Annotated in this window: 12 protein-coding genes; 8 read left to right on the top strand and 4 right to left on the bottom strand. The window is 69.1% G+C overall.

Going from position 1 to position 13,224, the window contains the following annotated elements:
• The first annotated feature begins 121 nt into the window (after positions 1–121).
• The 3 genes from ACZ5WE_RS00130 (at position 122) to tyrS (ending at position 4,494) form a co-directional block, all read left to right on the top strand.
• Positions 122–1,645: a TldD/PmbA family protein gene (locus tag ACZ5WE_RS00130; RefSeq protein WP_467690317.1), complete on the top strand. Its 1,524-nt coding sequence runs from the start codon at positions 122–124 to the stop codon at positions 1,643–1,645.
• A gap of 85 nt (positions 1,646–1,730) precedes the next feature.
• The gene (locus tag ACZ5WE_RS00135; protein ID WP_467690315.1) at positions 1,731–3,125 is read left to right on the top strand and encodes a metallopeptidase TldD-related protein; all 1,395 of its coding nucleotides are present in this window, start codon (positions 1,731–1,733) and stop codon (positions 3,123–3,125) included.
• Between the two features lie 82 nt (positions 3,126–3,207).
• A complete protein-coding gene (gene tyrS / locus ACZ5WE_RS00140; RefSeq protein WP_467690313.1) occupies positions 3,208–4,494 on the top strand; it encodes a tyrosine--tRNA ligase in 1,287 nt (428 codons plus the stop codon).
• A 75-nt stretch (positions 4,495–4,569) separates the two neighbouring features.
• Here the strand turns inward: tyrS and ACZ5WE_RS00145 are convergent, their stop codons facing one another.
• A complete protein-coding gene (locus ACZ5WE_RS00145; protein WP_365827039.1) occupies positions 4,570–4,845 on the bottom strand; it encodes a GlsB/YeaQ/YmgE family stress response membrane protein in 276 nt (91 codons plus the stop codon).
• Between the two features lie 215 nt (positions 4,846–5,060).
• Between ACZ5WE_RS00145 and ACZ5WE_RS00150 the strand changes: the two genes are divergently transcribed.
• Together ACZ5WE_RS00150 and ACZ5WE_RS00155 are read left to right on the top strand one after the other, a co-directional pair.
• Positions 5,061–5,450 (top strand): DUF3099 domain-containing protein, encoded by a 390-nt coding sequence (locus ACZ5WE_RS00150; protein WP_467690311.1) that lies wholly within the window; start codon positions 5,061–5,063, stop codon positions 5,448–5,450.
• A 189-nt stretch (positions 5,451–5,639) separates the two neighbouring features.
• Positions 5,640–5,855, top strand: coding sequence for a hypothetical protein (locus ACZ5WE_RS00155; protein ID WP_467690310.1), 216 nt, complete (start codon positions 5,640–5,642; stop codon positions 5,853–5,855).
• 6 nt (positions 5,856–5,861) lie between these two features.
• Here ACZ5WE_RS00155 and moaA read toward each other — a convergent pair whose 3' ends face one another.
• The 3 genes from moaA to ACZ5WE_RS00170 form a co-directional block, all read right to left on the bottom strand.
• Entirely contained in the window at positions 5,862–6,869 is a 1,008-nt protein-coding gene (moaA, locus tag ACZ5WE_RS00160; protein WP_467690308.1) for a GTP 3',8-cyclase MoaA, read from the bottom strand.
• A gap of 171 nt (positions 6,870–7,040) precedes the next feature.
• Positions 7,041–8,675: a solute symporter family protein gene (locus tag ACZ5WE_RS00165; protein ID WP_467690306.1), complete on the bottom strand. Its 1,635-nt coding sequence runs from the start codon at positions 8,673–8,675 to the stop codon at positions 7,041–7,043.
• Positions 8,672–9,040: a DUF485 domain-containing protein gene (locus ACZ5WE_RS00170; RefSeq protein ID WP_467690304.1), complete on the bottom strand. Its 369-nt coding sequence runs from the start codon at positions 9,038–9,040 to the stop codon at positions 8,672–8,674. Before ACZ5WE_RS00170 ends, ACZ5WE_RS00165 begins: the two co-directional genes overlap by 4 nt.
• Before the next feature lie 329 nt (positions 9,041–9,369).
• Between ACZ5WE_RS00170 and ACZ5WE_RS00175 the strand changes: the two genes are divergently transcribed.
• The 3 genes from ACZ5WE_RS00175 to ACZ5WE_RS00185 all read left to right on the top strand — a co-directional run bounded on the left by ACZ5WE_RS00175 (position 9,370) and on the right by ACZ5WE_RS00185 (position 13,178).
• Entirely contained in the window at positions 9,370–10,902 is a 1,533-nt protein-coding gene (locus tag ACZ5WE_RS00175) for a S8 family peptidase (protein WP_467690303.1), read from the top strand.
• A gap of 14 nt (positions 10,903–10,916) precedes the next feature.
• Positions 10,917–12,503 (top strand): S8 family peptidase, encoded by a 1,587-nt coding sequence (locus tag ACZ5WE_RS00180; protein ID WP_467690301.1) that lies wholly within the window; start codon positions 10,917–10,919, stop codon positions 12,501–12,503.
• A gap of 69 nt (positions 12,504–12,572) precedes the next feature.
• On the top strand, positions 12,573–13,178 hold the full coding sequence (locus tag ACZ5WE_RS00185; RefSeq protein WP_467690299.1) for a hypothetical protein: 606 nt from the start codon (positions 12,573–12,575) through the stop codon (positions 13,176–13,178).
• Positions 13,179–13,224: the final 46 nt, after the last annotated feature.

Below are 13,224 nucleotides of genomic sequence, written 5' to 3' on the forward strand. Positions count from 1 at the left end.
GAATCGACGACCGACAGTGGCGTACCGGACTCGCTGTCGGGTCCCTACAGAAAACTCTGGCCGCCGGGCCCTCACGCGCGACATGATCTGAGCGACCGGTGCCGACAGCAGGGAGACATCCGTGCCTCATTCCATCGATGAAGCCTTCACGGCGCTGCCGCTGAGGGCTCTCGCCGACGCCGCGCTGGCCCGCGCGCGTGCTCTGGGCGCAGACCACGCGGACTTCCGCTTCGAGCGGGTGCGCAGCGCCTCCTGGCGGCTGCGGGACGCCAAGCCGTCCGGCACATCGGACACCACGGACCTCGGCTACGCGGTCCGTGTCGTGCACGGCGGGACCTGGGGGTTCGCCTCGGGTGTCGATCTGACGATGGACGCGGCGGCGAAGGTCGCGTCCCAGGCCGTGGCGATGGCGAAGCTTTCGGCCAAAGTCATCAAGGCGGCCGGCTCGGACGAGCGGGTCGAACTCGCGCACGAGCCGGTGCACTCCGACCAGACCTGGGTCTCCTCGTACGAGATCGACCCCTTCTCCGTACCGGACGAGGAGAAGAGCGGGCTGCTCGCCGAGTGGAGTTCGCGTCTCCTCGCCGCCGACGGCGTCTCGCACGTCGATGCCTCGCTGCTCACCGTGCACGAGAACAAGTTCTACGCGGACACGGCGGGGACGGTGACCACGCAGCAGCGGGTCCGCCTGCACCCGCAGCTCACCGCGGTCGCGGTCGACGGGACGAGCGGCGAGTTCGACTCGATGCGGACCATCGCGCCGCCGGTCGGGCGCGGCTGGGAGTACCTCACCGGGACGGGCTGGGACTGGGACGCGGAGCTCGCGCGGATCCCGGAGCACCTCGCCGAGAAGATGCGGGCGCCGAGCGTGGAGGCCGGCTCGTACGACCTGGTCGTCGACCCGTCCAACCTCTGGCTGACCATCCACGAGTCCATCGGTCACGCCACCGAGCTGGACCGCGCGCTCGGCTACGAAGCGGCGTACGCGGGGACGTCCTTCGCCACCTTCGACCAGCTCGGCAAGCTCGCGTACGGCTCGTCGATCATGAACGTGACGGGCGACAGGACGGCCGAGCACGGCCTCGCGACCATCGGGTACGACGACGAGGGCGTGGCAGGGCAGTCCTGGGACCTGGTGAAGGACGGCACCCTGGTCGGCTACCAGCTGGACCGGCGCATCGCGAAGCTCACCGGTTTCGAGCGGTCCAACGGCTGCGCGTACGCGGACTCCCCCGGTCATGTACCGGTGCAGCGCATGGCGAACGTGTCGCTCCAGCCGGACCCGGGCGGGCTCGGCACGGAGGATCTGATCGCGGGCGTGGACCGGGGCATTTACGTCGTAGGCGACCGTTCATGGTCAATTGACATGCAAAGGTACAACTTCCAGTTCACCGGGCAGCGCTTCTACCGCATCGAGAACGGCCGCATCACCGGCCAGCTGCGCGATGTCGCGTACCAGGCGACGACCACCGACTTCTGGGGCTCGATGACGGCGGTCGGCGGCCCGCAGACGTATGTGCTCGGCGGCGCCTTCAACTGCGGCAAGGCCCAGCCGGGCCAGGTCGCGGCGGTCTCCCACGGCTGCCCATCGGCCCTGTTCCGGGGCGTGAACATCCTCAACACCACGCAGGAGGCGGGTCGATGAGCGGCGGCGACCACGGAATCGGCCGGGGGCCCGGGGGTTGTCCCCCGGGAAAGCACAGTCTCAACACCACGCAGGAGGCGGGTCGATGACCTCTCGTACGAACAAGCCGCACGAGATCGTCGAGCGGGCCCTCGAACTGTCCACCGCCGACGGCTGCGTCGTCATCGCCGACGAGCACTCGACCGCGAACCTGCGCTGGGCGGGCAACGCCCTGACCACGAACGGCGTCACCCGCGGCCGTACCCTCACCGTCATCGCGACCGTCGACGGCAAGGAGGGCACGGCCTCCGGCGTCGTCTCCCGCTCGGCCGTGACGCCCGCCGACCTCGAACCCCTGGTCCGTGCCGCCGAGCACGCCGCGCGCGGCGCGGGTCCCGCCGAGGACGCGCAGCCGCTGGTGGCCGGGGCCAAGGAGTCCGCGGACTTCGGGGACGCGCCCGCCGAGACGTCCTCCGCGGTCTTCGCGGACTTCGCCCCGGCGCTCGGCGAGGCGTTCGCCGCGGCCCGAGCGGGCGGACGCGAGCTGTACGGCTTCGCGAACCACGAACACACGACGAGCTATCTCGGTACGTCGACGGGGCTGCGCCTGCGGCACGATCAGCCGAGCGGCACCCTGGAACTCAACGCCAAGTCCCCCGACCGCACGAAGTCAGCGTGGGCGGGGCGCGCGACCCGGGACTTCAAGGACGTGGACCCGGCAGCGCTGGACGCGGAGCTCGCCAAGCGCCTGGGGTGGGCGCAGCGGCGCGTCGATCTGCCTGCCGGGCGGTACGAGACGGTGCTGCCGCCGGCCGCCGTGGCCGACCTGCTGATCTACCAGCTGTGGTCGGCGTCGGCCCGGGACGCGGCCGAGGGCCGGACGGTGTTCTCCAAGCCCGGCGGCGGCACCCGTGTCGGCGACCGGCTCACCGAGCTGCCCCTGACGCTGCGCAGCGACCCGAATGAGCCGGGCCTGGAGTCCGCCCCGTTCGTGCTCGCGCACGCATCGGGCGGCGACTCGTCCGTCTTCGACAACGGACTTCCGCTCGGCGCCACCGAGTGGGTGCGCGCGGGCGAACTCGCGCATCTGACCAGCACCCGGCACAGCGCGTCCCTGACCGGCCTGCCGGTGGCCCCCGCCATCGACAACCTCATCCTGGACGGTGGCACCGACCGTTCCCTGGAGGAGATGGTCGCGAGCACGGAGCGCGGGCTGCTCCTGACCTGCCTCTGGTACATCCGCGAGGTCGACCCGGCCACCCTGCTGCTCACCGGGCTCACCCGGGACGGCGTCTATCTCGTCGAGAACGGCGAGGTCGTGGGCGAGGTGAACAACTTCCGTTTCAACGAGTCGCCGGTCGACCTGCTCTCGCGGGCCGCCGAGGCCGGGCGCACGGAGAAGACGCTGCCCCGGGAGTGGGGCGACTGGTTCACCAGGGCCGCGATGCCCGCCCTGCGCATCCCCGACTTCAACATGAGCTCGGTCAGCCAAGGCGTGTGACGCCCATAGACTGGCCGGTGCCAGCCGGTACCGGCCAGAAGCCCTTCGACCGGCCAGAAACCTTTCAAGGAGACACAAGACCGTGACGGACATCGTCGACGAGCTGAAGTGGCGGGGCCTTTTCTCCCTGTCCACGGACGAAGATGCACTGCGCAAGGCGCTCGCGGACGGCCCCGTCACGTTCTATTGCGGCTTCGACCCCACCGCGGCCAGCCTGCACGTCGGGCACCTGGTGCAGGTCCTGACCGTCCGCAGGCTCCAGCAGGCGGGCCACCGCCCGCTCGCCCTGGTGGGCGGCGCCACGGGTCAGATCGGTGACCCGCGGCCGACCGCCGAGCGCACCCTGAACGACCCGGAGACGGTCGCGAACTGGGTGGCCAGGCTGCGCTCGCAGATCGAGCCGTTCCTGTCCTTCGAGGGCGAGAACGCCGCGCTGATGGTCAACAACCTGGACTGGACCGCGGGGATGTCCGCGATCGAGTTCCTGCGGGACATCGGCAAGCACTTCCGTGTGAACAAGATGCTGACCAAGGACTCCGTGGCCCGCCGCCTGGAGTCCCAGGAGGGCATCTCGTACACGGAGTTCAGCTACCAGCTCCTGCAGGGCATGGACTTCCTGGAGCTCTACCGTCGCTACGGCTGCACGCTCCAGCAGGGTGGATCCGACCAGTGGGGCAATCTCACCGCGGGCATCGACCTGATCCACCGCCTGGAGCCGGACGCGACCGTGCACGCGATCGCGACGCCGCTGATGGTCAAGGCGGACGGCACCAAGTTCGGCAAGTCCGAGGGCGGCGCCGTCTGGCTCGACCCGCAGATGACGACGCCGTACGCGTTCTACCAGTTCTGGCTGAACGTGGACGACCGGGACGTCTCGACGTACATGCGCATCCTCAGCTTCAAGTCCCGCGAGGAGCTCGAGGAGATCGAGAAGCTCACCGAGGAGCGTCCGCAGGCCCGTGCGGCCCAGCGTGCGCTCGCCGAGGAGCTGACCACGCTGGTGCACGGCGCCGACCAGTGCGCCGCGGTCATCGCCGCGTCCAAGGCGCTGTTCGGCCAGGGTGAGCTCGGCGACCTCGACGAGGCGACGCTGAGCGCGGCACTCTCCGAGCTGCCGCGCGTCCAGGTCACCGAGCTCGGCCCGGTGGTGGACCTCCTCGCGGAGGTCGGCCTGGTGGCGAGCAAGTCCGCGGCCCGGCGCACGGTCAAGGAGGGCGGGGCCTACGTGAACAACACGAAGGTCGCCTCCGAGGACGCCGTCCCGTCCCGCGACGAGCTCCTGCGCGGGCGCTGGCTCGTGCTGCGCCGCGGCAAGAAGAACCTGGCGGCGGTCGAGGTCACCCCGGCCACCGAGGTCACCGCGGGCTGAGCCACATTCCCGTACTCGCGCGTGAAGGGGCCGGCCCGACGGACCGGCCCCTTTCGCATGCCGCTTACGGGCAGGTCAGGCGCGTTGCCTGTTTCCCTTGATCATCTTGTACGCCATGTCTCCGACGCCCACGACGACGAGGGCCGCCACGAGCTGCAGGGCGTGTCGTCCCCAGTCGATGCCCTTGGTGTCTTCGATGCCGAACGCGGAGGCAAGCGAGTTGCCGATGATCGCGCCGATGATGCCGAAGATCGTGGTCAGCCAGAGCGGACTGTGCTGCTTCCCGGGCAGGATCGCCTTGGCGATCAGCCCCAGCACGAATCCCACGACGATGGCCCACAACCAGCTCATAGCTGCCTCCTCGTTCGGCTCAACATGAGCATTACGGCAAGTCTCGACTGATCCTCCATACGGCGCATGTCGGGCACCCCCATACGTGGCATGACGCAGGCAGGACACCGAGAAGAGACCTGCCCCGGTCTCGAAGGCTGCGCAGCCCAGGCGTAACGTGGAGCGGGTCCGGGCCGGGGAGAGCCCGGCTTCTTGTGAGCAGGCGGTGGAATGTGATGCGGAAGCAGAGCGGCGCCCAGGTCTTCCGGATCACAGGGGCCCGGCAGGGACTGGCGGACGACGTGCGCGGCAGGCAGCGGCGGTACGTGATCTCGATGTCGATCCGTACTCTTTCGGTCATTGCCGCGGCGGTGCTGTGGAACGTCGAGCGGCATGTCGCCTTCGTCGCCCTGGTGCTCGGCATCCTCCTCCCGTACATCTCCGTGGTGATCGCCAACGCGGGCCGGGAGAACGCCCCTTCGCTGCCGTCGACCTTCGTACCGGCGCCGTCCCGGCCGATGCTCGCGCCGCCGCCCCTGCCCGACGAGTCCGCGGAACCCGTCCCGGAAGCCGGCGCGGGCCCCGCGACGGGCGAGCCCAACGCTCCGTACGGCCACCAGAACTGACCGTCGACGTTGCGCCAAGCTCAAGAAAAGCTCAGATCAATCATGTAGTTCCGGTGCCAGGCACCGGGTCCCCCATGACATACTTCGTACGCGCTCCGCATCCCCCGTCGGAGCGACAGACCGACGCCGGGCAGCTCCCCCCGTGGCTGCTCGGCGTCGCCTTGTTTTGAACGCACTTGGACGTTACTCGTGAGCGACGAAACACCGATCTGTTCCGCCAAGGGCTGCCGCGCCGCCGCGGTGTGGGTGCTCGCGTGGAACAACCCGAAGATCCACACTCCGGAGCGCCGCAAGACGTGGCTCGCATGTGAGGAACACCGCGAGCACCTCTCCCAATTCCTGGGCGTACGCGGCATGTTGAAGGACGTCGTGCCGCTCGCCGAGTGGGAGGCGCGGGAGAGCTAGCGCGAGCTAGCCGCCGATCGCCGACATCGGGCGGTCGGGCTGCAGGAACGTCGGGTCGTCGAGACCCGAGCCTGCCTTCTTGCCCCACATCGCGAGCTTCCATATGCGCGCGATCGCTTCGTCCGAGCCGTCCTGGCTGTCTTCGTCGTGCGCCCGCAGAGCCGCCCTCAGGTCGGTCTCCTCCGTGGCGAACAGGCAGGTGCGGACCTGGCCGTCGGCCGTGAGCCGGGTGCGGTCGCACGCCGAGCAGAACGGGCGGGTGACGGAGGCGATGACGCCGACGCGATGCGGGCCGCCGTCCACGAGCCAGCGCTCGGCCGGCGCGGAGCCGCGCTCGCCGGAGCCCTCCTCGGTGAGCTCGAAGCGCGTACGCAGCGACTGCAGGATGTCACCGGCGGTGATCATGCCGTCGCGCTTCCAGCCGTGCTGGGCGTCAAGCGGCATCTGCTCGATGAACCGCAGCTCGTAGTCGTTCTCGACGGCCCAGGCGAGCAGGTCAGGGGCCTCGTCGTCGTTCAGGCCCGGCATCAGGACCGTGTTGACCTTGACCGGGGTCAGACCGGCGTCACGGGCCGCCTCGAGACCTTCCAGGACGTCCTTGTGGCGGTCACGGCGGGTGAGGGTCTTGAAGACGTCCGGGCGCAGCGTGTCCAGGGAGACGTTGACCCGGTCGAGGCCCGCGGCCTTGAGGGCGGCGGCGGTGCGCTTGAGACCGATGCCGTTCGTCGTCAGGGACATCCTGGGGCGTGGCTCCAGCTGGGCGCAGCGCTCGATGATGCCGACGAGGCCGGGGCGCAGGAGCGGTTCGCCGCCGGTGAAGCGGACCTCGGTGATGCCCAGCTGCGTCACGGCGATCCGGATGAGGCGCACGATCTCGTCGTCGCTGAGGAGCTCGGACTTGGACAGCCATTGCAGGCCTTCTTCGGGCATGCAGTACGTGCATCGCAGGTTGCACTTGTCCGTCAGCGAAACCCGCAGATCGGTGGCCACTCGGCCGTAGGTGTCGATGAGCACGTGGGCCCCCTCCCTGATCCTGATCGAGCCAGTCCGGTTCAGATACCTCCGAGCCTACGTGACGGGACTGACATCGAGGGGGGCCCGATCCCACGAGGAGCGGCACGGCCGCGTCGTAGAGATCTACAAATGATCTACGACGCGGCCGCTGACCTGCACATTCAGAGGGGATCAGTGGGCTCCGGTGCCCGTGAGGGACCGTACCTCCAGCTCCGCGTACTTGCCCTTGTCCGCCTCCTCCTTCGACAGGATCGTGCCGAGCCAGCCGAGCAGGAAGCCCAGCGGGATGGAGATCAGGCCCGGGTTCTCCAGCGGGAAGAAGTCGAAGTTGGCGTCGGGGAACATCGAGGTGGGCTTGCCCGAGACGACCGGCGAGAACAGCACCAGGCCGACGGCTGCGATCAGTCCGCCGTAGATGGACCAGAGCGCGCCCTGCGTGGTGAACCGCTTCCAGAAGAGGCTGTAGAGGATCGTCGGCAGGTTCGCGGAGGCCGCGACGGCGAAGGCGAGGGCGACCAGACCCGCCACGTTGAGGTCACGGGCCAGGGCGCCCAGCGCGATGGAGACGACGCCGATGAAGACGGTCGACCAGCGAGCGGCCTTCATCTCCTCCTTCTCGGTGGCCTTGCCCTTCTTGATGACGTTGGCGTAGATGTCATGCGCGAACGAGGACGACGAGGCCAGGGTGAGGCCCGCGACGACCGCGAGGATCGTGGCGAAGGCGACCGCGGAGATCACGGCGAGCAGGAGCGCGCCGCCGGTGGAGTCGCCACCGCCGCCGATCTCCAGGGCGGCGAGCGGCGCCGCGGTGTTGCCCGCCTTGTTCGAGGCGATGATGTCGCCGGGCTTGAGCAGCGCGGCGGCGCCGAAGCCGAGGACGATCGTCATCAGGTAGAAGGAGCCGATGATGCCGATCGCCCAGTTCACGGACTTACGCGCGGCCTTGGCCGTCGGCACCGTGTAGAAGCGGATCAGGATGTGCGGCAGTCCCGCCGTGCCGAGCACCAGGGCGATGCCGAGCGAGAGGAAGTCCAGCTTCGAGGTGCCGCTCACGCCGTACTTGAGACCGGGCTCCAGGAAGGCCGAGCCCTTGCCGCTGTTGGAGGCGGCGGTGCCGAGCAGGTCGGAGACGTTGAAGTTGAACTTCAGCAGGATCAGGAAGGTGATCAGGATGGTGCCCGCGATGAGCAGCACGGCCTTGACCATCTGCACCCAGGTGGTGCCCTTCATGCCGCCGATGGTGACGTAGACGATCATCAGGACGCCGACGAGAGCGACGATCAGGATCTTGCCCGCGTCGCTGGTGATGCCGAGCAGCAGCGAGACCAGGACACCGGCGCCCGCCATCTGCGCCAGCAGGTAGAAGATCGAGACGACGATGGTGGAGGTACCCGCGGCGGTGCGCACCGGGCGCTGGCGCATGCGGTAGGCGAGCACGTCGCCCATCGTGTAGCGGCCGGAGTTGCGCAGCGGCTCGGCGACCAGGAGGAGCGCCACCAGCCAGGCGACCAGGAAGCCGATGGAGTAGAGGAAGCCGTCGTACCCGAAGAGCGCGATGGCGCCCGCGATGCCGAGGAAGGACGCGGCGGACATGTAGTCGCCGGAGATCGCCAGGCCGTTCTGGAAGCCGGTGAACTGGCGGCCGCCCGCGTAGAAGTCGGCGGCGCTCTTGGTCTGGCGCCCCGCCCAGACGGTGATGAAGAGGGTCGCGACGACGAAGGCCGCGAAGAGGCTGATGATCAGCGCCCGGTGCTCGGAGGCGTCGGAGGCCGCGGCCAGGACTGTGGTGTTCAGCGCGGGGCTCATGCGCCGCCCTCCATACGGGACTTGATCGCCTCGGCCTTGGGGTCGAGCTTGGTGGCCGCGTGGCGGGAGTACCACCAGGCGATGAGGAACGTGGTCAGGAACTGCCCGAGGCCGAGGACAAGGGCGACGTTGATGTTGCCGAAGAGCTTGGTGCCCATGAAGTCGCCCGCGTAGTTGGAGAGCAGGACGTACACGAGGTACCAGGCGATGAAGGCGATGGTCAGCGGGAAGGCGAAGGAGCGGTGGGCGCGGCGGAGTTCACCGAACTCGGGGCTCGCTTGCTCCTGGAGGAATTCTTCCGTGGACGGCGCATGGGGAGCGGGGGCTTCTCCGTCCTTGGACGGTGGGGATGCTTCGGGGGCCACGGAGTTCTCTCCTCGTGGTGCGGGTGCGGTGGGGACGGACAGCTGATCCATTGGCTCTCTCTGATCCGGCAGTGACGCGGATCACGTGAAGCCACGGATGGCGATGCTAAGGCCACGGGACGTGATCCGACAGGGGTCGATGTTGCTTCCGTTACCTGTTCAACGTCACGACGGCACGCCCGGCGCGGCGCGACGCGCTGCTTTCTTCCGGAATCCATTGCTGGCCTGGGAGTTCGGGGGATAGCTTCACCCTGAACGACCCGTCATGTACCTGCCCGATCACTTGCCGTGTTCGGGCAGTTCACGTATCCGGATGATGTGGAGATCCCATGGCTCATCTGCGTTCCAGACGTCGCATCGCGCTCACCGTGCCCCTCGGCATCGCGCTCGCGGCGTCGGTCGGCTTCGCCCCGGGCGTCGCGACCGCGGCCCCCGACGCACCCGCCACCGCGTCGACGAAGGCCGAGGCCCCGAAGCTCGCGTACGTCGTCAACACCCGCACGGACTCCAAGACGATCGCGTACGTCAAGAAGGCGATCGCCAGGGCGGACGGCACCGTCGTCGTGGCCTACCCGAAGATCGGCGTCATCGTCGCGCACTCGGCCAACCCCGACTTCGGAAAGCAGCTGCGCAAGGTCAAGGGGGTCCAGTCCGCGGGCGCGACCCGCACCTCGCCCCTGACGGCCGCGGGCACCACGCAGGAGGGCGCACCGACCCTCCTGTCGAAGTCGGACGCCAAGGCGCTGAAGGCGCAGGCGGGTCCGGCCGCCGAGCCGCTCGAGGCCGACCAGTGGGATCTGCGCGCGATAGGCGCCGACAAGGCAGCGAAGATCAACCCGGGCAGCAAGAAGGTCACCGTCGGCGTCATCGACACCGGAGTCGACGACACCCACCCGGACCTCGCGCCCAGCTTCTCGGCCTCGCAGTCGGCGAGCTGTGTCGGCGGCAAGGCGGACACCTCGCCCGGCGCCTGGCGCCCGGAGAAGCCGGACCACTACCACGGCACGCACGTGGCGGGCGAGATAGCCGCCGCACGCAACGGCGTGGGCGTCGCGGGTGTGGCGCCCGGCGTGAAGGTCGCGGGCATCAAGGTGGCCGACCCGGTCAGCGAGCTGTTCTTCCCGGAGAGCGTGGTCTGCGCCTTCGTGTTCGCTGCCGACAAGGGCATCGAGATCACGAACAACAGCTACTACGTGGACCCGTGGCTCTACAACTGCATGGACGACCCGGACCAGCGGGCGATCGTCGACGCGGTCAACCGGGCCCAGCTGTACGCCCAGAAGAAGGGCACCCTGAACCTCGCTTCCGCGGGCAACTCCAACCACGACCTCGCCGCGGACGAGATCCTGGACGACTCCAGCCCTGACGACTCGACGCCGGTGCCGCGCACCATCGACCCCTCCGAGTGCTTCGACCTGCCGACGCAGCTGCCGGGCGTGGTCACGGTCAGCGCGACGGGCGTCAAGAACCTCAAGTCGTACTACTCCACGTACGGCAAGGGCGTCATCGACGTCGCGGCCCCCGGTGGCGACGCCCGCCAGATCCCGGCCGACACCCCCTCGAAGAACGGCCGCATCCTCTCCACGATGCCGGGCAACGAGTACGGCTGGCTGCAGGGCACCTCGATGGCGTCACCGCACGCCTCGGGCGTGGCCGCGCTCCTGAAGTCGACGCACCCCAAGGCGAGCCCCGCCGAGCTCCAGCGGCTCCTCAAGAAGCAGGCCGACAACCCGGGCTGCCCGACGGAGCCGTACGACCCGGACGGTGACGGCAAGGTCGACGCGGTCTGCGAGGGCTCCAAGAACAAGAACGGCTTCTACGGCAGCGGGATCGTCGACGCGCTCGACGCCGTGAAGAAGTGAGGGGCACACGCAGCATGACCGCACCTTTCACGCGCTCCCGCCGCGTGCTCGCACTCCCGCTCGGCATGGCTGTGGCCTCGGCCGTCGCTTTCCTGCCGGGCACGGCGTCGGCTCAGCCCGATGCCGCGGCCCGTCCTGACACCCCGGTGTCGTCGGCCGTTTCCGCACTCGGCGCGTCGCTCACGGACGGCACGTCGATGAGCTACGTCGTCAACGTCCGCTCCGGGCAGGGCGGTTCGCCCTCCGCCAAGACGTCGGCTTACGTGAAGAAGGCCATCGTCAAGGCGGGCGGCAAGGTCGTCATCGCGTACGACAGGATCGGCGTGATCGTCGTCCACTCGTCGAACGCGGACTTCGCCGAGCGGATCCGCAAGGCGAAGGGTGTCCAGTCGGCGGGCGCCACGCGGACGGCGCCGCTGTCCGCGCAGTCCGACGACGCCCTTGAGGCCGACCGGCCGCTGACCGCCGCCGAGGCGAAGCAGGCGGCCGGGCGAGCGGGAGCGGGCCAGGACGAGCTGGAGCCGCTCCAGTGGGACCTGCCCGCCATCAAGGCGGACAAGGCCCACAAGGAGTCGCTCGGCAGCTCCAGGGTCACCGTCGGCGTCCTTGACTCCGGCGTGGATGACACGCATCCGGACATCGCGCCGAACTTCGACGCGAAGGCATCCGCGAGCTGCCTGGGCGGCGTGCCCGTGCAGAAGGACAACGCGTGGCGTCCGGTGGCCGAGGAGAGCGACCACGGCATGCACGTGGCGGGCACCATCGCCGCCGCGAAGAACGGTACCGGCGTCACCGGTGTCGCTCCGGGCGTGAAGGTGGCGAGCCTGAAGGTGGCCGAGCCGGCGACCGGCATGTACTACACGGAGGCCGTGGTCTGCGGCTTCATGTGGGCGGCCGATCACGGTGTCGACGTCACCAACTCCAGCTACTACACCGACCCGTGGCTGTTCAACTGCAAGACGGACGACGACCAGAAGGCCTTGGTCGACGCCGTCGGGCGGGCCACGCGGTACGCGGAGCGCAAGGGTGCGGTGAACGTCGCGGCGGCCGGTAACGCCGAGACGGACCTCGCGCAGGACGAGATCGTCGACGACTCCAGCCCGGACGACACGACGCCCACGGAGCGGGTCATCAAGACCGCGGACTGCCTCGACCTTCCGTCGCAGCTTCCGGGAGTCGTGACCGTCTCGGCCACGGGCGCGAAGGGCATCAAGTCCTCGTACTCGAACTACGGCAAGGGCGTCATCGACATCGCCGCTCCCGGCGGCGACTCGACGAAGTTCCAGACGCCGGACGCGCCGGCCACGGACGGCCGCATCCTGTCGACGCTCCCGGGCGGCAAGTTCGGCTACAAGGCGGGTACGTCGATGGCGTCACCGCACGCGGCCGGTGTCGCCGCGCTCATCAAGTCGGCCCACCCGTACGCGTCTTCATCGAAGGTGAAAGCGCTGCTCTACGGTGAGGCCGACGCCATGAAGTGCACCGATCCGTACGACATCGACGGCGACGGCAAGGTCGACGCGGTGTGCGCGGGCGGCAAGAACAAGAACGGCTTCTACGGCGTGGGCATGATCGACGCCTTGGACGCCGTGCGGAAGTAGCCCGCTCACGGGAGGTGCCGGGCCGGGCGGTCACAGACCGCCCGGCCCTTCGCGAGAGGATCTCGTTCCATGTATGAGTACAAGGACTCCCGGTTCGTGCGGACCGGTACGGAGCATTGGGTGGCGGCGCCCGTCCGTCCCCGGTGGCAGCTGGTGCTCGGATTCGTCGGCATGATCGCGTACATACCGGTGTGGTGCGCGCTCGCGGCGGTGAAGATAGCCGGGTTCGTCGTGTTCCTGTTCCTCGCGGAGATCGTCGAGGCGGTCAGCGACTCGGGTGAGAGAAAGCTGATCGCCCTGTCGGGCCGCACGCTGGAGCGCCTCCGGCTGCCCGGCTGGTGCGTGACCTGGCCGGAGATGCGCCACGAGGGAGACACGGCGTACCACCGCGCGCGGGTCGACAAGGTCGTCGGCGGCTGGACTGCCCGGGCGTCCGCGCCCCGGAAGCCGGACAAGCCTCTCTGGCCCGTCGAGTGTGAGATCCCGTGGAGCGTCTACCGCGGTGTGGGCGGCCATTACGTGGTCGAGACCGCGGCTGCTCAGGGCTGGGAACTGCGGCCCTCGGAGCCGCGGGAGTCGGTCAGGCTGTGGTGGTCGGCGGCCACGCGGGGCGAGGACGGCACGGGTTCGGGTTCGGGTTCGGGTTCGGGTACGAGTACGAGTACGGGCACGTAGGCCGCCTGCCGGGCGGAATGTGATTCCGCCAGTTGTTTGCCAGGAC

It is taken from the genome of Streptomyces sp. NPDC033180, from assembly GCF_055577645.1.

Excerpts from the sequence above, each read along its gene's own strand:
- ACZ5WE_RS00135 (WP_467690315.1), top strand. The coding sequence starts at position 1,731 with ATGACCTCTCGTACGAACAAGCCGCACGAGATCGTCGAGCGGGCCCTC.
- ACZ5WE_RS00145 (WP_365827039.1), bottom strand. The coding sequence starts at position 4,845 with ATGAGCTGGTTGTGGGCCATCGTCGTGGGATTCGTGCTGGGGCTGATC.
- ACZ5WE_RS00150 (WP_467690311.1), top strand. The coding sequence starts at position 5,061 with ATGCGGAAGCAGAGCGGCGCCCAGGTCTTCCGGATCACAGGGGCCCGG.
- ACZ5WE_RS00165 (WP_467690306.1), bottom strand. The coding sequence starts at position 8,675 with ATGAGCCCCGCGCTGAACACCACAGTCCTGGCCGCGGCCTCCGACGCC.
- ACZ5WE_RS00175 (WP_467690303.1), top strand. The coding sequence starts at position 9,370 with ATGGCTCATCTGCGTTCCAGACGTCGCATCGCGCTCACCGTGCCCCTC.
- ACZ5WE_RS00180 (WP_467690301.1), top strand. The coding sequence starts at position 10,917 with ATGACCGCACCTTTCACGCGCTCCCGCCGCGTGCTCGCACTCCCGCTC.
- ACZ5WE_RS00185 (WP_467690299.1), top strand. The coding sequence starts at position 12,573 with ATGTATGAGTACAAGGACTCCCGGTTCGTGCGGACCGGTACGGAGCAT.